This is a genomic window from Pseudoalteromonas sp. P1-8, assembly GCF_001399985.1.
In the GTDB taxonomy this organism is placed as follows: Bacteria; Pseudomonadota; Gammaproteobacteria; order Enterobacterales; family Alteromonadaceae; genus Pseudoalteromonas.
Map to the genome: position 1 here is coordinate 748,124 of NZ_LJSO01000001.1, position 24,326 is coordinate 772,449.

Here is a 24,326-nt window from a genome sequence, read left to right on the forward strand (position 1 = left end):
CCTCAAAATGATTACGTATTATTGCGAGCTGGTATCTAAACCTCTTTTTAATATAATTCTATACGCTATAGTGTTCAAAACTCATCAATACGGACACCATCATGAAAGCATTTGGATACACTACAGCAACCCCAACGTTATCGGACTCATCATTACAAGCGATTGAATTACCTGATCCCGTTGCGACAGGTCACGACATTCTTGTCGCCGTAGAAGCAATTTCAGTAAACCCTGTTGATACTAAAATTCGCGCCAATGTGTCACCAGACAATGGCTACAAAGTTATTGGCTGGGACGCCGTGGGAACCGTTAAAGCTGTTGGCGACAAAGTTTCGTTATTTAATGTCGGTGATCGTGTGTTTTATGCTGGCGACTTAACGCGCCAAGGCAGTAATGCTGAGCTGCAACTTGTTGATGAACGCATTGTCGGTCTTGCACCAACAAGCCTCAGTAATAGTGAAGCAGCCGCCCTGCCATTAACCAGTATTACGGCATGGGAGTTATTGTTTGACCGCTTACAGATTGAAAAATCTAAAAGCAATAAGCCAGCCTCTGTATTAGTGATAGGTGCCGCAGGTGGTGTAGGCTCAATTTTAGTGCAGCTTGCCAAACAGCTTACCAATTTAACAGTTGTTGGTACCGCCGCACGAGAAGAAAGCGCCAACTGGCTTAAAGACTTAGGTGTTGATCATGTGCTTGATCATAGCAAAAACCTTAACGAGCAACGTCTTGCGGCCGATCTGAATGAATTTGATTACGTAGTGAGCTTAACGCACACCGACCAACACCTTGATAGCATTATGGAAGTGATCAAGCCACAAGGTAAATTGGCACTGATCGACGACCCTGCAAGCTTTGATATTTTAAAGTTAAAGCGTAAAAGTATTTCGTTGCATTGGGAGTTTATGTATACCCGCTCAATGTTCCAAACCGATGATATGATTGCCCAGCATCAGCTTCTTTCTGAGCTCTCGACCTTAGTTGATAACGGCACAATCAAAACAACATTGGGTGAGCATTTAGGTAAAATAAACGTAGCAAACCTTATTAAAGCCCATGGGATTTTAGAATCTCACAAAGCTCGCGGAAAGCTTGTGTTGGAGGGGTTTGAGTAACGAAGGGAAAGTTGCGAGGGGAAAGTTAGCGAGAGTAAAGTTAGCGAGAGTAAAGTTTTGAGAAGCGAGGTGCGAGCATGTAGCAGCGATTTTACATCGCGTTTCATTCTCGTACCTTCCCTACCTCACCCATGTCGCGGCATAAAGCTGCTGCTACGAAAAACGAGGTGCGAGGGACGAGGGGCGAGAAGCGAGGGCGAGCATGTAGCAGCGATTTTACATCGCGTATTTCCTCGATCATTAATAAAAAAACGCATCATTAAAGTGCATTACTACGCTTGCCTTTCACTATTTTAGTGCCAGTTTTTGGGGACGCCCTTACCGCTGAATATTAACCAATTGATTTTTAATGCATTTAATTTTAATAAAGGTTTGGCACAGATCTTCCAATAGTGAGTATGAACTGGCACTAACAAGGAGACTAACGTGACTAACTTCTTTCACACTCTTTATCTACTTTGGCGATTAGACATCAGCACATGGCATATGCATGAAGCAAACGATCCGCATAATGTGGCTGATTTGGAGCGTCGCTATGTTAAATAATGACCCCGCATTTATTGAAGCGCTTAAAAAAATTTCGGTTCATCAACTAACAATCACTGAAGCGTCTGAGCAGTACGACATTCCTAAGCGTGTGTTATACAAAGCCGCACGACAGCAACAAGTTAAGCAGAACAAACAAAAAGCGTATTTAATCGCCACTCAGAAGCGCCTTCAACAAAGTCTACGTAATGTAGAAATGGAGTTAGCTAGCTTCAGCTAAATAACTTCTGTATGGTTAAAATACACGCACAACAATGATGGATTAAGTATGCACGCAGTAGAAGTAAACTTTGATGGCTTAGTGGGGCCTACTCACAATTACGCGGGATTATCGTATGGCAATGTCGCTTCACTAAGTCACGCCTCTTCGCATTCCAACCCTAAAGAGGCCGTGCTTCAAGGCCTTGAAAAAATGAAAGCAATGCACGAATTAGGGCTAGAACAAGGTATTTTTGCACCTCATGCTCGCCCCGACATTAATGTGCTAAAGCGTTTAGGCTTCTCAGGCAGTGATAGCCAAATTATTGAAAAAGCATTTAAAGCAGACCCTATTTTACTGCGAGCTTGTTATAGTGCATCGGCCATGTGGACAGCCAATGCTGGCACTATCTCGCCTTCAGTCGATACGCTTGATGGCAAAGTGCACTTTACAGCTGCTAACTTAAATAACAAATTTCACCGCTCGCTAGAGCCCGTTACAACTACGGCTTTATTAAAAGCCATGTTTAACGATGAGCGTTACTTTAGCCATCATACGCACTTACCTGATCAAGGTTTTTTTGGTGATGAAGGCGCCGCAAATCATAATCGATTATGCGACAGCCATGCAGATACAGGGCTTGAGATCTTTGTTTATGGTGCAAGTAGTTTTAATAGCGCCTTACCAAAACCCGTGAAATTTCCTGCAAGACAATCTCTTGAAGCTTCGCAAGCAATTGCTCGTTTACATCAGCTAAAGCCAGAAAATCAATTATTTATTCAGCAAAACCCTGATGTAATAGACCAAGGTGTCTTCCATAACGATGTAATCGCTGTAGCCAATGGCAATGTACTTTTATGCCACGAACAAGCGTTTTTACATCAAGCTGATACGCTAAAACAGATTAAACAAGCTTACTTAGGTAACAAGCCACTCCATATTATTGAAGTGCCAACCAACAAAGTGAGCATTACTGATGCTGTAGGCAGCTATTTATTTAATAGCCAATTAATTACCTTAAGTGATGACAGCATGATGCTGGTTGCACCTAAAGAGTGTCAGCGTAATCAAGCTGTTCACGATTACATTCAAGAAATGATATTGGCAGATAACCCTGTTCAGCAAGTGCGCTTTTTTGACTTGCGCCAAAGCATGCAAAATGGCGGTGGCCCTGCTTGTTTACGCTTGCGTGTAGCGCTCAATACTGACGAACTAGCCGCAGTCAATCCGGGTGTACGATTCAGCGAAGAAAAATATAACCAATTAGTAAGTTGGGCGAATAAGCATTACCGTGACTCTTTAAGTAGTGACGACTTTGCCGATCCAATGCTTTTAACCGAAAGCTACCAGGCACTTGATGAGTTAACCAGCTTACTTAACTTAGGCTCTGTGTATCCATTTCAACAAGAATAAATAATGAAAATTAGAGCTGTACACTCTATTAAAGGGGTGTCTAAATCACTCAATAGTTTACTGATTGATAGCGTTGCCAGTGGCGCATCAATCGGCTTTATTGCCCCGCTATCATTACAGCCAGCACATGACTACTGGCAAGGAGTCGATGGGGATTTAGCAACGCCTTACCGTAGGCTTTATCTTGCCCTTGATGGTGATACGGTGATTGGCTCAGTGCAGCTTTCTTTGTGTGCTAAAGCCAATGGCACTCACCGCGGCGAGGTTGAAAAGCTCATGGTGCACAGCGAATATCAAGGCAAAGGAATAGCAAAACAATTGATGAATAGCCTAGAGACCGACGCCCGTATATTAGGGATTCAATTATTGGTACTTGATACCCGCCAAGGTGACACTGCTTCATATTTATATCGCAAACTCGATTATATTGAAGCTGGCACGATTCCTGGTTTTGCGAAAAGCTCATCCGGTGAATTTGACGCAACGGTGTATTTTTATAAGCAGGTCGCCTAGATCTGCTTTTTATAGCCAATTGATATAATCATAAAGTCGACTAATAAAAATCTATAAACGTACTAAACTAGTACTGCGGATTTTATTAGGAGCGATAAATGGCGCTATCAATACAGCAACGGGTACTCTTTCTAGCCCTACTTCCCCCCCTACTCATTGCAATTATGCTGACACTCTACAACTATGTGCAATCAAAACACAGTGGTGCACAAACCGTTGAAAGTTTTGCCACACAAATGGAAAACGATCGAAAAGCAGAAGTTAGTAACTATCAAAAAATTGCCATGAGTTCGATTGCTCATCTCATCGCACAAGATGATGGCTCTAATACTGAACAGCTACAAAACCAAGCAAAAAGCATTTTGCGTAATTTGCGTTTTGATGATGCTGGCGATACAGGCTATGTGTTTGTATATGATGTAAAAGGTGTCAACATTGCTCATGGCGTTAACGCCTCACTTGAGGGTAAAAACCTTTATGATTTTAAAGATCCTAATGGGGTTTATCTGATACGAGAGCTGATTGATGCTGCGAAGAAAGGCGGTGGCTATGTGCAGTATTCTTGGAAAAATACCAATGGCAGTGTAAACCCTAAACTCGGTTATGCCGCTTTGCTACCAAAATGGAACTGGGTGCTAGGAACCGGTTTTTGGATCAGTGGCCTTGAGCAACAAGTTGCAGTGACAGAGCAACGTGTTAATGAAGGTATCGATAATGCCTTTATAAACACCGTTATCGCTTCAATATTCGCAGTTGCAATTACCGCAGCGATTGCAGTGGTGGTATCGCGCAGTATTACTAGCCCTCTGCACACAACCGTACTAGCAATGAACGATATATCACAAGGTGATGGCGATTTAACCCAACGTTTAATGGTGAAACGAGACGATGAACTCGGCAAGCTTGGCAGTTCGTTTAACCGTTTTGCCGATGACGTTGGTAAGATGGTTATTGATATTCGCCAATCATCGCAATCGATGAATCAAGCGTCACACAAACTCAACGAGCTACTTGCCAATATGCACGCAGGTATTAATCGTCAACATGAAGAAAGTGAACAAGTTGCAACCGCAATAAACGAAATGTCGGCGGCGTCAATGGAAGTTGCCCGCAGTGCTCAAGAGGCCTCAACCGCTGCTGAACATGCCGATCATTTAGTAAAACAAGCTAACAACCAATTACTCATTGCCATAAAAGTGATTAATGGCCTTGCCAAACAAGTTGATGAAGGGGCTAATGCGGTCGATCAGCTTAATCAACAATCGAGTCAAATTGGTAGTGTGCTTGATGTGATCAGAAACATTGCCGAGCAAACAAATCTACTGGCACTGAACGCAGCTATTGAATCTGCCCGAGCTGGTGAAGCGGGTCGTGGCTTTGCGGTGGTGGCTGATGAAGTGCGAACTCTAGCAAAACGCACGCAAGATAGTACTCATGAAATAGAGGCAATGATTGAGCAAGTACAGCAAGGAACAACAACTGTAAATAGCATTATGCAGTCAATCAAATCTGGCAGTGCAACCAGTGTTAATGAGGCAGGCGAAGTCGAAAAAGCGCTTAATGAAGTACTGCTTTCGGTTAACACCATCACATCACAAAATGCACAAATTGCCACAGCCGCTGAAGAGCAAACGTCAGTGTCTGAAGCCATTAATCAAAACATGACGACCATTGTCGATATCGCTAACAAAACCGCTAATGATACCGATGTAGCCACATCGTACATGCATGAACTAACAGACACGGCAACGCAGTTAGAACAAAATGTTAGCCGTTATAAAACCTAATAACTGATTGATGGTTAGGCAGGCATTGCAGCCTGCTTAACAAAAATCATTGGTCTTTTGTAAGTTCTTTAGCCAATCGAACAAATCATTATCGTAGCGCTTTAGACGTTGTTGATGTTTGTCATTAAGACTATAAAAAGGCGCAATACAAATATACTTTTCGCCCATAATAAGTACTAAGCGCAAACCAAAAAATGAGTAATGGTGAATAAACTGCACTTGTCTTGCATGCATATGACGGCATTGTCCAAATAAATTACGGTAATGCACACCATGGCGACACACCGTTAAATTGCGCTTTGAATTAAACACAAGTAGCGCTAATAACAACGTAACTGCACAAGCTAAAAAGCTAAAAAGTAAGCTGCTCACTTCTGATACGCTATTAATAAATCCCACAAATAAGATTAAGTTAAATGCAGCTAGCAGTGCCCAACTCCTCAACTCAAAGCGCTTTTCTAAATCAATGACCTTCATTTTTGTTCCTAGATTTTTATTTTTTGCGATGGTGTCAGCAAAATGTGGAAGAAAAATGAATTTGCTTAAAAAGCACGCTAAATTTGCATTTATATTTTGTCGTGGCTTTCAGCTTGTTACATAAAAGGTACAAAGGTGTTAATCGAAACTTATCATTAGCAATTCAAGTTACATTAAGTTTTAGTTATTACACTATTAGTAAATTTTTAGAACACAAAGGGAAGAAATGATGAACTTTAAAACTACATTACTTAGCAGCGCCGTTTTATTTGCACTTGTTGGTTGTGGCTCAGATGACGACAAGAACGACTCGGTTGATCCTCAGCCACAAACTGCACAGTTCACATTAGGTGTGTCTGATGCACCAGTGACAGGTTTAAAAGCTGTTAATGTTGTGTTTGATTCAATCACATTGAAAACCCAAGGTGGTGAAGAGTTCACTTTTGAGACCCGTGAAGATGATGATGAAACCATGCCTGAAATGGTTAACCTATTAGACTACACAGGTGATGATGTGTTTTCTTTATTAGAAGATGAAGAAGTACCTGCTGGCGAATATCAATGGATCCGTGCAGATGTTATCAATGGTGACACAAACGATTTAACCATGACTTCGCATGTTGTTTACGAAGATGACAGCATTGCACCACTGGTTGTTAAACGTAAAGGCAACGATGGTATCGGTGAAATCCAACTTGATGGCTTTACCCTTAACCAAGCTGGTAACGACTTTGTTATCGAATTTGACCTTAAAAAGTCACTAGTTGATCCACAAAATAGTGATGAGATCTTCTTAAAACCACGCGGTGTTCGCTTAGAAAACCTTGCTGAATCTGAAGATATCGAAGGCACTGTAAGCGATGTACTTATCGCTAACTGTGAAACTGATAATATCAATATCGCACTAGAAGATGGCTCATTCGGTCATGCTGTTTACCTATACAGCAGCGATGTTGAAATGCCAATGGACAACTATGAAGTTAACGAAGACGAAACACCATTAGATGCACCTCTTGCAACGGCGGATGTTGTTTTCGATAGCGAAGATAACCAATACGAATTTGAACTTGCGTTCATTCAACCGGGTGACTACCAACTTGCTTATACCTGTGCAGCGCATATCGATGACGTTGAAACGCAAGACGAAGCATTTACGCTTTATCAAGTAAAACCAATTACAGTAACATCAGGTGAAGACTTAGACGTGTCTTTCACTGTTTCTGAATAATATTGGAATCAATACCCCCATTAAAAAGCCCGCACTGCGGGCTTTTTGTTGTTTAGAGTGTGTCGTAACGAATAATTACTTCAGATATTTGATCCACCACTTTATCTGCACCGGTTTTAATGTCTTCCATGATCATGCTGACTTCTTCAACATTTTGCTGAGACTCACCAGACAGAGCTTCGATTTCTTCGATAAGAGCCGTCATTTTTGCTGCGATTTCTTGCGTCTTTCCAATCAGGCCTGATATTTCACTGGTCGACACAGAAGTACGTTGCGATAAATTTCTTACTTCATCGGCAACCACCGCAAAGCCACGACCATGCTCCCCGGCTCTGGCAGCTTCAATCGCTGCATTTAAGGCGAGTAAGTTTGTTTGCTCTGCGATGCTATTAATGGTGGTTACAATTTCACCTATTTGTGATGACTGCTGCGCTAACACATCCGACAGTTCACGAGTTTGATGAACCTGCTCGCTCACTTTTTTTGATGACGCAACACTACTTAAAATTCGCTGCTGACCATTCGTCACAACTTGCGAGGTTTCTTCAGACGTGTGGCCGGCATTTTCTGCTGCATGTTTAACTTCTTCGGTGCTGTTAACTCTGGCGGTGACATCAGATGCAAACTTAATGATCTGCGTCACTTTACCCTGTTTATTAAAAATAGGGTTGTAGGTTGCTTCTAAATAAAGTGGGCTGCCATCACGTTTTTTACGAGAAAATTGCCCAGAGAAAATGCGCCCGTTTGCAAGATCTTGCCAAAAGTTGGGGTTCTTTTGATAAAAGTCGTCATAACAAAACAGTTTGTGATGCTGACCTTGAATTTCAGCAAGACTGTAACCTACAACATTTAAGAAATTATCATTCGCAGAAATAATATGACCATCCGGCGTAAAGCGGATCATCGCAGTGCTTTTATTAACGGCATCATAGATTGCCGACATTTCATCAAGTTTCTCGACTTCTTTAGTAATTTCTGAAGCGAACTTAATTGCACAGCGCACCTTGCCATCATCACCGCGAACAGGAAAATAGGTTGCACGCAGCCAAATATCTTCGCCGGCACCATTTATGCGCGAGAAAACCCCTGACTTTGCTTGGCCTCTAGCAATATCTTGCCAAAACGTTTGATACTCTTTTGAGCTGCTATATTCAGGCGCACAAAACTTACTATGATGCTGACCAATAATATCGCCAGCTTGCACTTTCATTGTTTTACAAAACAAATCATTGGCTTCGAGAACAGTTCCATCTGGTGTAAATTCGATATAAGCAATACTTTCTCTGATCCCAGCTAAATATTGCTGACTTTTATCAACATCATGCTGCAAGGCATCAATGAGTTGATCTTTATTTTTACTAAACCACATTGAAACACCAGTTATTAGGGTAGTTAAATAAATATTAGCTCAGTAGCATAAGAAATAGAATTACAAAATGGTTCTTTTTTCTTAATGATTAACAGGTTAACTAACTGCCTGTTCTTACACTAAAGCGCTTTCTTCTTAAACATTGAGCAAATATATAATATTATAAGCCTTACCCAAACAGCCTAGGCTTTGTTATGACCTCGCGTATTCTCAAATCGATTTTTTACTCATCTTTTCTATTAGGCTCTGCTGTATTTTTGCAAGGCTGCCAAGAACAACCTCAATCAGATCAAATCGCCGTCACTGGCGGGCTCATCCAAGGGCAAAAAGAAGGGCGTTTTATTGCCTATAAAGGCATTCCGTATGCTGCAGCTCCGGTGGGAGAGTTACGCTGGCGAGCACCAGAGCCTGTTCCTAAGTGGCAAGATGTAAAAGTACTTAACGATTACGCGCCTGACTGTATGCAAAAGCCGTTTGCAGCCGACGCTGCACCGCTTACAACAACTCCTTCGGAAGATTGCCTTTATTTAAATGTATTTAAACCCACTAAACACAGCGATACCCCTTACCCTGTTGTGGTATGGATACACGGTGGTGGCTTTGTAAATGGTGGTGCATCACCCGCAGTTTACTCTGGTGAAAGTTTTGCTAAACAAGGGGTTATTTTTGTTAGCTTTAATTATCGCCTAGGCCGATTTGGCTTTTTTGCGCACCCTGCTCTTAGTCGTTTTGAGAACGATGCGCTTGGCAACTACGCTTTAATGGATCAAATTGCGGCCCTTGAATGGGTTAAACAAAATATTGCTCAATTTGGTGGTGATGCTGCAAAAGTGACACTTATGGGTGAATCTGCAGGAGGCGCATCGGTACATGCGATGATGCAAACACCTGCTGCTAATGGCTTATTCCAGCAAGCGATTATTATGTCAGCGGGCGGACGAGAGCTTTTTAAGCAGTTGCCTCTAACTAGTGATGATGACACCGTATTAAGTGCCGAAAAAATTGGCGAAAACTTTGCCAAACAACACACCATTTTAGGCAGTGATGAAAATGCCCTTGCTGCACTACGTGAGTTATCTGCCGAAGACGTGGTTGATGACCTAAATCTGAGCACATTAAACCGACAAAATGATGTTGAACCTACGTACGTTGGCGGGCCAATTATTGATGGCACCATCATCAATTCGGCGACAGAAGCGCGCTTGAGTAAAGGCACGTTTAGCCATGTTGCGACCATGGTCGGTACAACAGATATGGATTTAGGCTTTGCTAATTTTGCTTCTAAAGAGGCGCTATTCGCAAGTTTTGCTCCGCACAGTACACAAGCAAAAATGACTTACGATGCAAGCGGCGAAACGCCATTGCCTTTACTCAATTACCAAGTTGGGCAAGATGCTTTGATGCAAGAGCCAGCAAGGTTCGTTGCAAAACGTGTAACAGATATGGGGAAAGATGCCTTTTTATATCGTTTTGGTTATGTGGCGCAAACTTTAGATAAACCCGGTGCAGAGCACGCCAGCGAAATTCCGTACTTTTTTAATACTGTGGCAGCGAAATATGGGCATGTAACCACTGAGCAAGATAAGCAAGCCGCTAAAATAATGCACCGTTATGTGACGAATTTTATTAAATTAGGCACACCAAATGGCCCGGGTTTACCGACTTGGCAAGCATATAAAAATGATGAATCTTTTATACTGAAAATGAGTAAATCAGGGACTGCAGAGTTTTTACCGGATCCCTTACAAGCTCGGTTAAACATCACAGAAACAAAAGCTGAAAAGTAATCAAATAAGGCGCTTAATTAAAGCGCCTTATTTTTACCCTTGCTGCTGAACATACTCAAGCGCAGTCATCTTGTGGTATGTCACATTAGGATGAAATACATGAGTAGGATCCGGGTCAACCACCTCAATTGGCGTGCCTTGACTGCGTGCAATATCGAGTGCCATTTGCGTTATATTGACGCTAAACGAGGTGCCGATAAAGACGATTCTATCGGCATCGAGCATACGCTGTTGCGCCTCAGAGATTCGATAAAGCTCAGTGTAGTATTCGTCAAATAACAACACGTAAGGCTTAAACGATTCGTTAAGCTTGGGGCTTTCATTATCAATATTGAACACCTCAAGCAAGGAGTTGTGGAGGTTGTCTTCGTTGACTTTGTCCCACGGCGCGTTAAAAGCCATCACATCGTCACCTTGATGGTGAAACAGTGTCATTTGATCTAAGCGACCATGAATAGCAATAAAATCGGTGTTACCTGCTTTACCATCAAGGCCATCGATATTTTGCGTAATGAGATTTTTATCACTCAACCAATGATGCACTTGATTGGGACCGTGATGGCGATAGGTTGCAAAACGATGATAATACCAAACTAAAAATTCGCGGGGATTATTTTCGTACATAGCACGTGTTGCCATTTCCATCGGCGTATAATTTTTGCTGCCAATGGTCCAATAACCATCTTCGCCACGAAAGGTCGGTATACCGCTAGCGGCACTCACACCCGCCCCAGTAATATAGAGTGTATTCATAGAGATAACTTTACCTTGTAACCAAGTGCATCGGCTGTCACTTGTTGATTATTATCCATTCCACCAAGACGATACAAGCTTCCTTGGTGCTCTAATAAACCTCGATGATCCATGCTCGCGGTATCGGCTTTTGGCATTACATGCCACGTGTTTTTATCAACATCAAAGCGCCAAACATGATCACTCGCTGGCGCTGGTTTACCATCATACCCCATACCATTGTAGTTATATGGGTTATCAGAGCCGCCCATCATATAAATGTCTCCATTAAAACTGGTTGCTGCCATACGGTAATGGGCAACACCTGTTGGGTGTGGCACGGTACGCCAATCTATCTTTAATGGGTTATTTGCATCAATCGTACCTTTTAAACACTGTGCAACCGCAGCGAAAGAACGACGTTTATCAGCATTCGCCTGTGTTTTAACGCCATCACACACCAATATAGTGTTCCCACTAATTGCCGCCGCTTGGCCAAACACCGGTTGACCTAAAAATGGCGAAGCCTGTTGCCAAGTATCTGTATGCGTATCATACACTTGTACAAGGTTTACATTCCCATCGTTATGCCAACCACTGACTAAATAGATATAACGCTGCTGGTACGAAAGCGCTACACTGTCATCCACCGGCACTGGCATATTGGCAAGTTGCGTATATGAATTAGAGAGCACATCATAGCGATATACATCGGGTGTAGAGATTTCTTGATGATCGGCGCTAACGGTATACCCACCAAATACATAGGCATGCTTACCCACACCCACTGCGGTACTCGCCAAACGGCCAGTAAGGGGCAACGTACTTGGTACGGCTTTAGCTGCTTGCCACGCCTTATCGCCCACTTTAAGGACCCACACTTTATTGTGAACATCTGTATGTGCTTTGCCTGAGCTCAAGCCCATAAAACTTAAAAAGTAGGCTTGTTCATCAATAACAACTTTGGCAACAGCATTGTTCGCGACGGGTTCAGGTAAGGCAGGTATGGTTGCAAGTGCAATAGAAAATAACAGGCTCATAAATTAAATAGGTAACTTAACACATAGTTTAAGAATACCATTTTATGAGCCTGAAGAAAGGCTCGCTATTAGTAAGCAATACTAATACGTTGATTTAAATGAGCTGCCGATTGTGCTTCATCAAGCATCGCTTTAGCATAATCAGTGACTGATATTTTGCTTTCGCCTTTTGCATCAGTAAAGAAGCTGTCGCCACCAACACGGTACGGGCCTTCTGACTCACCAGGGTAAATGACCGCAGCTGGTGATACAAAAGTCCAAGCTGTATCTACTTTTGAGGCTCTAAACACATCAAGTGCCTCACCTTGAGCTATGGCTTCTGCTTTGTATTCAGTAGGAAAATCTGGGCTTGATACCAGTGTTACACCGGGTGCGACTTCTAAGCTACCTGCACCGCCCACCCATAAAATACGTGTGTTAGTACCTGCAAGTGCGTTTAGTAATTGTTTTGCTGTATTTGCCACAATTTCATGGTTACCTAAAGCACGACCACCAATTGCAGCAATAACAACATCACTACCTGCAGCTGCAGTTGCGATATCGTCTTTAGTTAAATCAAATTCAGTCACAGTAACGTTATCTTGGGTTACTTTACTTGCGTCTCTAACTAATGCAATTAACTGATGACCACGTGCGATTGCTTCTGAAGTAATGTGGCTGCCAATCCAACCTGTTGCGCCAATAACTGCTAATTTCATGAGGAATTCTCCGTTGTTTGTTTCAATGATTGCAGTTTACTTGTTCACTAATTACTGATAAATACACTATATAGATACACATTGTTTCACTTGAAGATACCAATGGATAAACTCAATTCAATTACTAGCTTTGTCGAGGTTGCCCGTACCGGCAGCTTTACTCAGGCTGCAGAGCATTTAGGTTTAAGCCGATTACAAGTTTCTAGACATATTCAAGATATAGAAAAGTGGCTAAATTTAAGGTTGTTTCATCGCACAACACGCAAAGTGAGTTTAACAATTCAAGGCGAAGAAGCCCTTAGCTATTGCCAGCAAATATTAAATCAAGTGTCTGATTTACAAAGCCGAGCACACAGCCATAACAATGAATTGGTAGGTACCATTCGAGTTGCCTCTCCGATTGGGCTTGGCCAACATAAACTGTTTGATGCCATTGAAGTATTCACCAAGCGCCATCCTCAGACGCGCTTTGAACTGTTACTTTCAGATAGTTTATCGCAGCTGGTTGATGACCGCGTTGATATCGCTTTGCGTTACATCCACCAGCCCGATGAAGGTCATATTGCCCGTAAGCTAATGTATATCGCAACCGCAGTATGTGCTTCTAACGATTATTTAGCTGCGAACCCACCGATTAATGAGCCGAGTGACTTAACCGCACATAATTGCCTTGTTCATAACAAACACACTATTTGGCAATTTCAACACGACGACAACACACAAAAAGTCACGGTTAAGGGCAACATTGTTGCCAACGATATGGGGGTGCTTTTAAAAGCAGCGAAACAAGGAATCGGGGTAGCTCACCTACCATGTGATCTCGCCAATGACTATTTGGCATCAGGTGAGCTTGTTAAAGTACTGCCTGAGCATACTACTATGGGCTCTCACTTATGGGCAGTGTATTTATCACGTAACTTCCAACAAAATGTGGCCAGAGCGTTCATCGACTTTTTAGCAGAGCACTGGCAACACGATATTTTATAATCTAAACCTGCTGCAAATACGTATAAGCTACAAAAAGGAGCCGTAATGCAGCACTTAGATCATGAAATATCACGCATCATAGAGATGGCGTGGGAAGATAGAACCCCGTTTGAAGCAATAAACCAACAGTTTGGCTTAAATGAAAAAAGCGTTATCGCGCTAATGCGTGAGCAATTAACAAGCTCGAGTTTTAAACTTTGGCGAAAACGCGCAGCGGGTAGGCAAACCAAACACTTAAAAATACGCCATCCAGATATAACCCGTGGTTACTGTAAAACCCAATATAAACATAGATAAAGTTATTTTATCTTTTGTGAAAACTGCCCAACCGCATCTACCACTTTTCGAGCGCCATGTTGAATGTCGCTCATCACGCTACCAGACTCTGAAGCAAGTTTAAAACCTTGTTCAGCTTTTGCTTTTCCTAATTCGATAACTTCAACCGTTTGTTTAGTCAATGACCTATTTTGTTTTACAACATCAACAATCTCGACTGTCGAATTAGAGGTTCTTAAAGCAAGTTGTCTTACTTCATCAGCCACCACCGCAAAGCCTCGGCCTTGATCACCTGCACGAGCCGCCTCAATGGCAGCATTAAGCGCCAGTAAGTTTGTTTGATCTGCAATACTACTAATACTTTGTACGATGGCAGAAATATGTTGCGATTGCTTATCGAGCTCAGCCATTTCAGCTGCAGCTTGTTCCATTTGCTTCGCTAAATCGTCCATTACATGAACCATTTCATCTAAAACGGTGGCACCTTGTTTTGCTGCTTTATCGGTTTCAGTGGATGTGCTGTAGGCAATATCCGCCGCTTGAGACACAGCCATTTCTAGATTCACTTGTTCGGTGATGACGGTGGCAAACTTAACGACTTTATAAAGCACATCTTGCTCGTTAAAAACCGGATTGTAAGTCGCCTCCAACCAAATGGATTCACCAAATTTATTCACCCGCTTAAATCGTGACGAGATAAATTGGCCTTTTTGTAATTTCTGCCAAAACTCAGCATAGCCAGTTGAGTTTGCTTCAGCTGGTTCACAAAACATACGGTGATGTTTACCGATAATTTCGTCTTTTGTATAACCAACCCCCGCTAGAAATTGCTCATTCGCTTTTAAAACATGGCCATCTAAATCAAACTCAATAACCGCCATAGACCGATTAATTGCTTTCACTAAGTCTTTATTTTCTTGCGATGTTTCAATTGTTCGGGTCAGTACACTGGCGTGAAGATCAAACTTTTCAAAGCCCTGCTGTTTATTTAAAATTGGATGGAAAAATACTCTTAACCAAACATGCTGGCCCTGCGTATTTAAAAGTTGAACAGCACCGACCCAAGCTGATTTATCTAAAATAGCTCGTTTAAAATGAAGATAATGCTTTGCGTCTTTGGCGCTGCTAGGCACCAAATCAAGCAGAGGTTTTCCTATTAGTTGTGCTTCTGTAAAGCCGAGTTCTGCTAATACTTGCGTATTGGCAAACGTGATATGACCTTCCCTATCGAGTTCCAGCGTAAACATTCTATTATCTAATGTATCTTTCACTTGAGATACACGAAACAATTCATCTTCTAACTGAGCTATCCTTTCTTTCAATGGTTGGGTAAAAAACATAAATCATCCCACCTTTAATACCAAAATCATCACAGAGTAGCTCGATAAGAACTACTAACTTCTGTACCGCCAAATGATTTTAGCGTAAAAAAGTTGGATGAATACTGGCTTTCAAAACAATAGGAAGTTTCTTGAGGCAAAATAAGAAATGATTTAATTAAATAGCATTATAAAAGCCTAACTGAGTAGGCTTTTTGTCAGTGATTCAGTTGGTTTGCAAATTGCCCAACTGCATCAACCACTTGCTGCGCACCGTGTTGTATGTCTTCCATCACTTGACCAGACTCATTTGATAAAGACACGCCTTGCTCAGCTTTCACCTTACCTTGCTCAATAACCTTTACTGTATTTTGCGTAAGTGACTGATTATTATTTACCACTTCAACAATTTCTTCGGTGGCTTTTGATGTTCTTGAAGCAAGCTGTCTGACTTCATCAGCCACCACCGCAAAACCTCGCCCTTGCTCACCGGCACGAGCAGCTTCAATTGCTGCGTTTAGCGCCAGCAAGTTCGTTTGCTCCGCAATGCTACTTATACTTTGCACAATGGCTGCAATTTGCTGTGACTGTTTATCAAGTGCTGAAATCTCTTGGGCTGCTTGCTCCATCTGCTGGGCTAATTCATTCATCACCGTCATGGTGTTTTGTAACACCTCAGCCCCTTGTTGAGCCAGTTTATCGGTCTCGGTTGATGTGCCATACGCAATTTCGGCCGCTTGAGAAATTGCCTGTTCACGATTAACTTGCTCAGTGATCACAGTGGCAAACTTCATCACTTTGTAAAGCTCACCAAAATCATTTGAAATGGGGTTGTATGAAGCTTCAAGCCACACTTCATTGCCATGACGGTCAACACGTTTAAACCGATCAACAACAAACTCACCACGCTTTAAGCGCTGCCAAAACTTCTCATACTCTGCTGACTCAGCAAGTTCAGGCTCACAAAACATACTGTGGTGCTTACCTACTATCTCCTCTCTCTTATAACCCATGCTCTCTAAAAACGGTTCATTTGCGTTAATAACCTTACCCTCTAAGTCAAACTCAATAACCGCCATTGAGCGATAGATGGCATTAATAGTATCGCGCTGTTCACGAGAAGTAGAAATTGCATCGGTAAGCACAGTGCCGTAAATAGCAAAGTAATTAAGTTCGCCTTGCTCTGTGTGTACCGGGTGTGCAATCAAACGGAGCCACTCAAGCTTGCCATCATAGCGAGTTATTTGTAAGTGCCCTACTCCATGCTGTTGATTTTCAATGGCGTTTTTTAGCTCTACAAACTGGTCAGTATTTCGAGATTGTTCAGTAATAATATCTTGGAAGGGCGAGTCAATTAACTGGTTGTGCGAGTAGCCTAATTCATCTAAAAAGTTCTGGTTAATATAAGCCATCGTGCCATCTGCACGCAGCCTAAGCACCAACATCTCTTCATCAATACCCGAAGTGAGATCTTTTAGCGGATAAAGCTCAGCTTTTAACGTATCAATTTCAGCCTGTAAGGATTTACTAAACCACATAAAACGCCCTGATTTTTTATTAACGTGTTGTTGTTCATAAAATTGTAGAACAATTATCGCAGGGCGCTACTTTAAGATAAGCAAAAAGAATTAAGGAAAGTGATTTAACTAAGAAGCTTGGGAGGTCAATTTAACGTATTTCTCAGCCAGTTCATCTAAAGTTTCACGATGATTTGGATCTGGCTTAATGCAATCAATAGGACACACACTCACACAAGTCGGGTTATCATAATGCCCTACACACTCAGTGCATTTATTTGGGTCTATTTGATATATTTTCGCGCCCATATAAATAGCTTCATTCGGGCACTCTGGATCACACATGTCGCAGTTAATACATTTGTTATTGATGAGTAATGCCATGACACACCTTTAAGCACGATGATGGAGTATTGCCTTTAAAAGCTAATCTAGATTTCAAAAAGCAACGAAAATTGCAGCCGCGTAATATAGATTGCTACGAATGAAGTTTCTTTGATCTAGATCAAATTTAAAAGTGGTTTAGATTCTCTAATCCGATATTACAGTAGTAATGGAGTGGATTTATCCACCGAACCAAGCTATGTGATGAAATAAGTGAGAAGTTTTATGGTAACTAAGTAGGATTTCGGTATGAACATAATTCGTTTATGGACAAAAGTGCGATAGAGGATTTAATCGTAATGCTCCGCGAGCCTGTTGTAGGCGCGAAGTGGCTAAGATTTATAAATTTTAGCCAGGTAGTGAAAATAAGTATTTAGCGGCTTGTTATGTATTTTTTTAAAAGAATACTCTTCTATTTCACTTACAGAGCGTAGGGTAATCTCTGGGAAGTCCACACAAATACGCAGGCTATAATACGAAAGGGAGCGAAGGGAGCCTGCGTGTTTTTGTCCCAACGAGCACTAATGAGTGACCGAGACGGTCATTTATCAACCATTCACTCAGCACTACCTCTAAAGGTTTTTGGAATATAGCGAAGTAATTGTTCAGAACTTTGAATAGTTAAACGCTGCTTTGGGAACTCATGTAGTTGAATATTTAAGTACTCAGTTTTTGAAACCGGTTTAGCCATACGCTTGAGAAAGCTCGGAGTATTTTCTGAAAATAAACCACTTTGTAATGTAACAGCCGAGACTTCTTGCCAGGGAATAAACAGGTTTTTATGACCAAACTTAAAGGGAAAAAGCACTCTTAAATAAAGCCCCCTGTTATTTGCTGCAACCTTTAAGATTCCGTTATGTCGTATTTTACCAATATACCCACTTCCAATTCGGAAGCTTTCTTCTAAATCACAGTCATTATTTTTTCTGTACCTTTTAGCTAAGCTTTGCCAACCACTTTCTTTTCCTAGTCCATAACAAACTCCAAACCAACCAACTACAAAAACAACATAAAACCAGTTTGAAGTGAGAAAAGACGATAAAACTGCCTGAAAGTAGATCACATACTCTTGAGCTAAAGGAGGTATTTCACCTCCACTTCCAACGTAGATAAATAGAACAAAAAATGAAAGGAAAGAAATAGTCCAAATCAACCCAATAAACTTAAAAACAAACTTCATACTTTCCTTTTGCCCCAATCAGCTTACGGGCGACATAATTTTTTTATATACGTGTTTATTACAGCCTATCAAATTTCATTACTCTGTAAAACTCACCAGAATTAGAGCATTTATAGTTGCTACCATTTAAACCTCCGCCTTTGACCTTAACGAGAGTTTTGTCTTCGAAATAACACGTATTCATAGTGGACGTGAATATAGCCTCACCTCTGAAATGATTAAACCCGCCATGAATGGGGGCACCATTTTCAGTCATCTGTGATATTGCAGTTACAAACTTTAATTTTCGAGACAAGTGCAGAAATCTTCCATAAGTATCAACGCTCCGATAAGGGGCTAAAAATTGTTTGCTAAATGTTGAGGAGCCAAAACAGCAAACTGTTTTTTGTCCTTGTTTATTAGATTGTTAGGGCTACTTTTACCCAAATGGTGATTTAAAGCAACCACGTTTATACTCTTGAATTATAATACGGAACGAAGCTGCTTGTTTGTTCTACCGAACGAAGTGAGTGAGATTTGAACTTCACCTAAACTACCGTATGAGAAAGAGTAACTGGTGAACCAATATAAACAGAAGCCTTTGCAATAAGGCTTGGTAACTTTAAGATCCTAGAGTCATATTCAGTAGCAAACGAAATGAAGATATCTGTATTTTCTATTTTTATATTATTTGATGTCACAAAACTTGTTATCGATACCAGAGAAGATTGAGTCAGAGGAATACATACAACATAACCACCTAGCTTTTTGTTTGGTCTACAAGATGAGACTTTAAGGCTTAATTTAGCTTCGCTTACTAACTCTTCTGATAGAGCCAAGAATCTGAAGCTGATATTAAGTTCAATGTCTGCGTCCATTTGGTCTGTCCCTAGATGCATAATAATTTGATAGTGCGAGCTACATATTTTTCTGCTTATTCGGAATGCGAAAAGGCTATAGCAATATGCAGCTTTAATTTGTTATGCAACTTCCAACCACAAATCAATATTGAATTCCTTTAGGTGTTTTTTAATTGCACCTATTAGATTAATAATTTCTTGTTCAGGCATTACTTGGGCTTTGATATAAATATCGCTATTACCCTGACCATACTTGGATATCCACTCATCGGAGAAGATAGTATCCGTATAGCTTTGAATCTTAGTTTTCAGAAGTTGTTCGTGATACTCACAATCCCTTAGTGCACTTGACAATACAATAACCAAATCGACACCACCATCTTTTCTTTCTCCAACGATATCGATTTTATCTAAGTTCTCAATAGGGTCATCCATGTTCAGATTCCTTAAGTTACGTGATATTTAAGTCTTTGTGACATGCGGTTTGTCAGGCAAGAGCAAAGCAACTGGTTTTGTCATCGCTTTTGATTTGCCTTGCTATATGCAAGTGACACAAATTTCAATATGTCATCTAGCAATATTAGTATTGCAAAGCTAATGATTAAAACAATTAAATAGTACAAATTATAAGGTGACCAACTAGCAAGTAGTGTGGCTTTATCACTATCTGATAAACAAGACTCTAAGATGCCATTTGAGCAGCGTTTTTGAGCTAAAATGAACTGCTCACTACTTCTATATGACATTCCAAACATAGTACTTGTGTAGCCTAATATGCCAAACAAGAGTCCTTTCAAAATCCTTTCATACATTTATTAGACACCCTAAACTTTCATGTGAATATAATTTTATAGTGATCTTCCCCTGAACAACTACTCCTTTATTCGATAACCCTTTACTAAAGATTCGTTTTAAATTGACTGACGGCCTCAACCACTTCTTTAGCACCTTTTTGAATATCATCGATTACACTTCCTGCGCTATTAGATAACTCTAATGCATCTTTTGCTTCTACTAGACTAGATTCAATTTGAGTTACCGCATCTTGTGTTAGTACTTTATTTTCAGTCACGACACCTATTATCTGCTCAGTAGCGGCACTCGTTCTTGAAGCAAGCTGCCTTACTTCATCAGCCACAACAGAAAAACCGCGTCCTTGCTCTCCAGCTCTTGCAGCTTCTATTGCAGCATTGAGAGCAAGAAGATTAGTTTGGTCTGCAATACCTTTAATACTATCGACCAAGTCAGCTACTTTAGCTGACTGTACATCTAATTTATTGATACCTTCACTGGCTGTTTCGAGTTTCTTAGAGAGGGCTTTCATCGTTGATATTGTTTGCTTAACAACTTCTAAACCGTTTTCTGCATCTGCGTCTGTTTGCTTTGAAATATCGTAAGCAATCTCTGCAGTCTGTGAGATTGCTTGCTCTCTTTTCATTTGTTCTGTAATGACAGTCGCGAACTTAGCAACTTTATATAAATCACCATTGTCGTCATGAATTGGGTTATATGAGGCTTCAAGCCATACCTCATTACCGTGGCTATCAATCCTTTTAAAACGATCTGAAATAAAGCGCCCTTGCTTCAGCTCAGACCAAAACTGTTTATAAGCACTCGATTCAACTTCATGTGGATCACAAAACATACTGTGGTGCTTTCCTAGTATTTGATCTTGAGAGTACCCCATGGCTTTCAAAAAGTTATCGTTAGCATTGAGTATTATGCCATCCAGGCTAAATTCAATCACAGCAGAAGAGCGACTGAGGGCAGTAAGCATATCTTCTTTCTCTCTTGATTGAGATATGGTTCTTGTCAGTTCAGCTGAATACACGGCAAGTTCGCCATTTATTGGTTGTAAAATGCTCCTGAGCCATAGTTCACGACCTGTATTAGTTTGTAATTGTAAGGCGCCGTGCCAATGGTTTAACTTATTTATTGCCGAGAGTAATTTTTGTGTGTGGGGTTTATTAATTGATTTTTTTAGGAGCAAATCATTTAAGTTTTTACCAATTAGATCATTCGCTTGAAGGTCTAGCGCTGCTGCAAATCGCTCATTTACTTCAATGATGGTGCTATTTTTGTTCAGTAGAAAATACAACATCTCTTCTTTGAGCTCATGCTTTATGTTTTCGTATTCAGCAGCCAGCTCTTTTAAATAAATATTTTCGGATAACAGTTTGCGATTAGTAAACCACATTAGGTATGTTCCTTTGGATTATGAACTCAAGATTTGACTAATTTTTATCATCATACAAATATAATTGGTTATTAATAGTACATTAAGATGAATGGGTACAAAGAGAAGTTAGAAACCATGTAAGTTAACTCTAAGCTCCAAACATAGTTTACAAAGAGCTTATTTACTGCTGGAGGATTATAAAAGATCACTTTTTCTAGTTCAGAGCCTTATATTATCGTTGGCAATACGCTTTCGCATTACCACAATAGAAAGTATTTTTGCGTACAACTCCCTCTCTTGTATTTTCAGTGTGAACTCTGTCTATTGAGTAAAAAACCACCAACTTATAAAACAAAAAACGAACCCTAAGGTTCGTTTTACTTTTAACTCTAACAGTCTCAGCGGCGCTCTTACTCATGAATATGAGTAAGAGCTAAGTGCTCTAGCCTGCTGTATTTTGGTCTAGTTTAAAAATTATATTTTAAGCTAACCTTATAATTTAATGGCTCACCTGGTTGAGTCCAAATTGCAGAGTATGAATTAGCGTAATAAGTTTTATCCAATACGTTATTTACAACAAACTGTAAGCTCAAATCATCATTAACGTGGTAATTTGCAAACAGATTTACCAAGGTATATGAAGGTAAATAATAGGTAGGATCAATCGCTTCACCTAAACGTTCACCAACATATTGAACAGACACACCAACCGTTGAATTCGAATCGATTAAATCGCTAAGATCTCGTTTAATTTGTGCATTGGCACTGTGCTTTGGAATATTCAGTAAAGGGCTACCTTTTGGCAAACTAACCCACCAATCGGTATTAACCGTATCTTTTGCTGTTTTGGCATCAGTATAAGTGTATGCAAGATCAAACGAAGTTTGGCTAGTAATATTACCGTGTAAGTCTAGTTCAACACCATCACTTGTAACCTCGCCTAGAGCCCTAGATACACCTGCTTGTAAGTCTGTGCTTAGCATGTTGCTCTTTTGCGCATTAAATACTGTAAAGCTACCACTAACAATGTCGGTATTAAACTTAACTCCAACTTCAATAGAGGTTGTCTCTTCAGGCTCAAATGCTTCTCCATCAGCATCGAAACCGCTATTAGGTCTAAACCCTTCAGAGTAACTGCTATAAAATTGTAGGTCTTCAGAATGAGCATACACTAAACCTGCTCGAGGGCTGAATGTGCTTTTGTCAGCCTCTGAACGGGTTACGTTTTTATGGTTATCAATTCTTTGATCAAACCAATCGTAACGACCCCCAATTTGCATTTTCCATTTTTCAGTGATGTCGACTTGGTCTTGAATATAAATACCATAGCTATTCTGTACTTCTGTAGTGTCGAATAACAGTGAACCTTCAGGCGCCGTTTTACCATATTCAGGCTCATACATATTTATAGCGTAACTCGTGTCTTCGAGAGTCGGGCGATATCTGTACCAAACCTTATCAAAGTCAAACTTACTAGCATCAGCACCAATTAAAAGATGATGAGTGAAACCAGCAGCTTCTATACTGCCGCTGAGCTCCGAACGTACAGACATATAGTTAGTTTGAAAGTCACGTTGATTATGTTGTCTGCTCAGTGTCACGCCATCAATAAAATAAACTTGCCGACTGGGAGCAAGCTCAGCATCACTTGATTCGCTCAAAAACTCTGAATCGCTATAACTAATACCTGTTAGAAGCGACCATTCTCCTAATTGATGCTCAAGGGTAAGCTGATGAGAAATAGCCTTAACTTCTGTAGGTTTATCACTTGGCTCACCTAAAAAAGTTTCAATGGGTAGTGCATCAATTTTACCATCTACAGCAACAATACCTCGATCGAAAGTTAAACTTTGATCAACGTACTCTAGCTCATAATTCAACTTCGTTTTATCTGAAATTAGCCATAAAATTGAAGGTGTTAATACCGTTTTTTCCGATTCATGGTAGTCTCTAAAACCTTCACTATCTTCAACTGCACCATTAACTCTAAAGGCCACTTGGTCCGTAATTGCGTTAGTATAGTCGCCTTCTGCGCGATAACTTTGCCAGCTACCAGCTGTCACTTTTACATAGCCTTGTTGTTCAAACTGCGGTTTTTTTGTAATGATATTAATCGTACCGCCAGGCTCAGAGCGTCCATAAAGTGCAGAGCCAGTTCCTTTCATGATTTCGACATAATCAATATTACTCGTATCACGAACACCGCTAAAGCTACGTCCAGACGAGAAACCGTTAATTAAAAAGCCTGATGGAATATTCTCATCGCCCACTAAACCACGTATAGCGAAGCTTTCCCATAAACCACCAAAATCATTTTGTTCTGAAATACTTGGAGTTAAATCGAAAATGTCACTTAAGGTGGTTACACCAGCCTCATGAAGTGTGTCTGATGAAATAAACTCGACAGATTGTGGCTGCTCATTTAAAGGAACATCCCCACGAAAAGCTTGTCTTACACCCGACACAGATATTTTTTCTATGTCTGATGGCTCTGTAGTGGCATATACGGAAGATGTAAAAATTGCGCTAATCATGATTGAAAGGGCTGATTTTTGGTATCTGTTCATTCTATCTCTCAGGTATGAATGTAGTTATTCAATAAAGCTTGTAGTTATTAGGTAAGGGCTTACATTATCAATTATCTGTATACGCAATTAATAATACTTATCATTTATAGTATGATATACAATTAAACAGCCGAGAACTAGCCTCGCAAACAACAGAAATTAAAAAACTTAAAT

The 24,326-nt window shown here is 40.6% G+C and carries 22 protein-coding genes and 1 pseudogene; 9 read left to right on the top strand and 14 right to left on the bottom strand.

Features of this window, described 5'->3' with window-relative positions; genetic code table 11:
- The first annotated feature begins 101 nt into the window (after positions 1-101).
- The 5 genes from AN213_RS03290 (at position 102) to AN213_RS03310 (ending at position 5,573) form a co-directional block, all read left to right on the top strand.
- Positions 102-1,115, top strand: a complete 1,014-nt coding sequence (locus tag AN213_RS03290) for a zinc-binding alcohol dehydrogenase family protein (RefSeq protein ID WP_055197373.1) — start codon at positions 102-104, stop codon at positions 1,113-1,115.
- A 535-nt stretch (positions 1,116-1,650) separates the two neighbouring features.
- Positions 1,651-1,881 carry a helix-turn-helix domain-containing protein gene (locus AN213_RS03295; protein WP_054562555.1) on the top strand — a complete coding sequence of 77 codons (231 nt, stop codon included), beginning with the start codon at positions 1,651-1,653 and terminating at the stop codon, positions 1,879-1,881.
- A gap of 48 nt (positions 1,882-1,929) precedes the next feature.
- Positions 1,930-3,273 carry an N-succinylarginine dihydrolase gene (gene astB, locus AN213_RS03300; protein ID WP_054562556.1) on the top strand — a complete coding sequence of 448 codons (1,344 nt, stop codon included), beginning with the start codon at positions 1,930-1,932 and terminating at the stop codon, positions 3,271-3,273.
- Positions 3,274-3,276: 3 nt separating this feature from the next.
- Positions 3,277-3,786, top strand: a complete 510-nt coding sequence (locus AN213_RS03305; protein WP_055197375.1) for a GNAT family N-acetyltransferase — start codon at positions 3,277-3,279, stop codon at positions 3,784-3,786.
- 98 nt (positions 3,787-3,884) lie between these two features.
- A complete protein-coding gene (locus AN213_RS03310; RefSeq protein WP_055197377.1) occupies positions 3,885-5,573 on the top strand; it encodes a methyl-accepting chemotaxis protein in 1,689 nt (562 codons plus the stop codon).
- 36 nt (positions 5,574-5,609) lie between these two features.
- Here the strand turns inward: AN213_RS03310 and AN213_RS03315 are convergent, their stop codons facing one another.
- Positions 5,610-6,050 carry a hypothetical protein gene (locus tag AN213_RS03315; RefSeq protein ID WP_054562559.1) on the bottom strand — a complete coding sequence of 147 codons (441 nt, stop codon included), beginning with the start codon at positions 6,048-6,050 and terminating at the stop codon, positions 5,610-5,612.
- Between the two features lie 229 nt (positions 6,051-6,279).
- Here AN213_RS03315 and AN213_RS03320 point away from each other — a divergent pair, with 229 nt between their 5' ends.
- A complete protein-coding gene (locus AN213_RS03320; RefSeq protein WP_055021592.1) occupies positions 6,280-7,278 on the top strand; it encodes a DUF4382 domain-containing protein in 999 nt (332 codons plus the stop codon).
- A 52-nt stretch (positions 7,279-7,330) separates the two neighbouring features.
- Here the strand turns inward: AN213_RS03320 and AN213_RS20495 are convergent, their stop codons facing one another.
- A complete protein-coding gene (locus tag AN213_RS20495) occupies positions 7,331-8,647 on the bottom strand; it encodes a PAS domain-containing methyl-accepting chemotaxis protein (RefSeq protein WP_055197379.1) in 1,317 nt (438 codons plus the stop codon).
- 194 nt (positions 8,648-8,841) lie between these two features.
- Here AN213_RS20495 and AN213_RS03330 point away from each other — a divergent pair, with 194 nt between their 5' ends.
- Positions 8,842-10,434: a carboxylesterase/lipase family protein gene (locus AN213_RS03330; protein ID WP_055197381.1), complete on the top strand. Its 1,593-nt coding sequence runs from the start codon at positions 8,842-8,844 to the stop codon at positions 10,432-10,434.
- 33 nt (positions 10,435-10,467) lie between these two features.
- On the opposite strand, the gene AN213_RS03335 is transcribed toward AN213_RS03330, so the two are convergent.
- The 3 genes from AN213_RS03335 to AN213_RS03345 all read right to left on the bottom strand — a co-directional run bounded on the left by AN213_RS03335 (position 10,468) and on the right by AN213_RS03345 (position 12,904).
- On the bottom strand, positions 10,468-11,187 hold the full coding sequence (locus AN213_RS03335) for a Sir2 family NAD-dependent protein deacetylase (protein ID WP_055197383.1): 720 nt from the start codon (positions 11,185-11,187) through the stop codon (positions 10,468-10,470).
- The gene (locus AN213_RS03340) at positions 11,184-12,206 is read right to left on the bottom strand and encodes a kelch repeat-containing protein (RefSeq protein WP_055197385.1); all 1,023 of its coding nucleotides are present in this window, start codon (positions 12,204-12,206) and stop codon (positions 11,184-11,186) included. Before AN213_RS03340 ends, AN213_RS03335 begins: the two co-directional genes overlap by 4 nt.
- A 68-nt stretch (positions 12,207-12,274) precedes the next feature.
- Entirely contained in the window at positions 12,275-12,904 is a 630-nt protein-coding gene (locus AN213_RS03345; protein ID WP_055197387.1) for an NAD(P)-dependent oxidoreductase, read from the bottom strand.
- Between the two features lie 102 nt (positions 12,905-13,006).
- Here AN213_RS03345 and AN213_RS03350 point away from each other — a divergent pair, with 102 nt between their 5' ends.
- A complete protein-coding gene (locus AN213_RS03350) occupies positions 13,007-13,891 on the top strand; it encodes a LysR family transcriptional regulator (protein WP_055197388.1) in 885 nt (294 codons plus the stop codon).
- Positions 13,892-13,936: 45 nt separating this feature from the next.
- Positions 13,937-14,188: a TIGR03643 family protein gene (locus tag AN213_RS03355; RefSeq protein ID WP_055197390.1), complete on the top strand. Its 252-nt coding sequence runs from the start codon at positions 13,937-13,939 to the stop codon at positions 14,186-14,188.
- A gap of 2 nt (positions 14,189-14,190) precedes the next feature.
- On the opposite strand, the gene AN213_RS03360 is transcribed toward AN213_RS03355, so the two are convergent.
- The 9 genes and pseudogenes from AN213_RS03360 to AN213_RS03405 all read right to left on the bottom strand — a co-directional run bounded on the left by AN213_RS03360 (position 14,191) and on the right by AN213_RS03405 (position 24,152).
- The gene (locus AN213_RS03360; RefSeq protein WP_054562568.1) at positions 14,191-15,507 is read right to left on the bottom strand and encodes a methyl-accepting chemotaxis protein; all 1,317 of its coding nucleotides are present in this window, start codon (positions 15,505-15,507) and stop codon (positions 14,191-14,193) included.
- Positions 15,508-15,704: 197 nt separating this feature from the next.
- Positions 15,705-17,024 (bottom strand): PAS domain-containing methyl-accepting chemotaxis protein, encoded by a 1,320-nt coding sequence (locus AN213_RS20540; protein ID WP_055197392.1) that lies wholly within the window; start codon positions 17,022-17,024, stop codon positions 15,705-15,707.
- Positions 17,025-17,132: 108 nt separating this feature from the next.
- The gene (locus tag AN213_RS03370; protein ID WP_054562570.1) at positions 17,133-17,387 is read right to left on the bottom strand and encodes a YfhL family 4Fe-4S dicluster ferredoxin; all 255 of its coding nucleotides are present in this window, start codon (positions 17,385-17,387) and stop codon (positions 17,133-17,135) included.
- A 556-nt stretch (positions 17,388-17,943) separates the two neighbouring features.
- Complete coding sequence (locus AN213_RS03375; RefSeq protein ID WP_055197394.1) at positions 17,944-18,567, bottom strand: hypothetical protein; 624 nt, start codon at positions 18,565-18,567, stop codon at positions 17,944-17,946.
- A gap of 527 nt (positions 18,568-19,094) precedes the next feature.
- The gene (locus AN213_RS03385; RefSeq protein ID WP_150114697.1) at positions 19,095-19,424 is read right to left on the bottom strand and encodes a hypothetical protein; all 330 of its coding nucleotides are present in this window, start codon (positions 19,422-19,424) and stop codon (positions 19,095-19,097) included.
- Positions 19,425-19,526: 102 nt separating this feature from the next.
- The gene (locus tag AN213_RS03390) at positions 19,527-19,841 is read right to left on the bottom strand and encodes a DUF6572 domain-containing protein (RefSeq protein WP_054562606.1); all 315 of its coding nucleotides are present in this window, start codon (positions 19,839-19,841) and stop codon (positions 19,527-19,529) included.
- A gap of 463 nt (positions 19,842-20,304) precedes the next feature.
- Positions 20,305-20,844: a methyl-accepting chemotaxis protein gene (locus AN213_RS20545; RefSeq protein ID WP_408002925.1), complete on the bottom strand. Its 540-nt coding sequence runs from the start codon at positions 20,842-20,844 to the stop codon at positions 20,305-20,307.
- Positions 20,839-21,603, bottom strand: a pseudogene (locus AN213_RS20550) (PAS domain-containing protein); the annotation flags it as partial. The pseudogene AN213_RS20550 and the gene AN213_RS20545, both read right to left, overlap by 6 nt.
- Before the next feature lie 449 nt (positions 21,604-22,052).
- The gene (locus AN213_RS03405) at positions 22,053-24,152 is read right to left on the bottom strand and encodes a TonB-dependent siderophore receptor (protein ID WP_055197404.1); all 2,100 of its coding nucleotides are present in this window, start codon (positions 24,150-24,152) and stop codon (positions 22,053-22,055) included.
- Positions 24,153-24,326 lie beyond the last annotated feature (174 nt).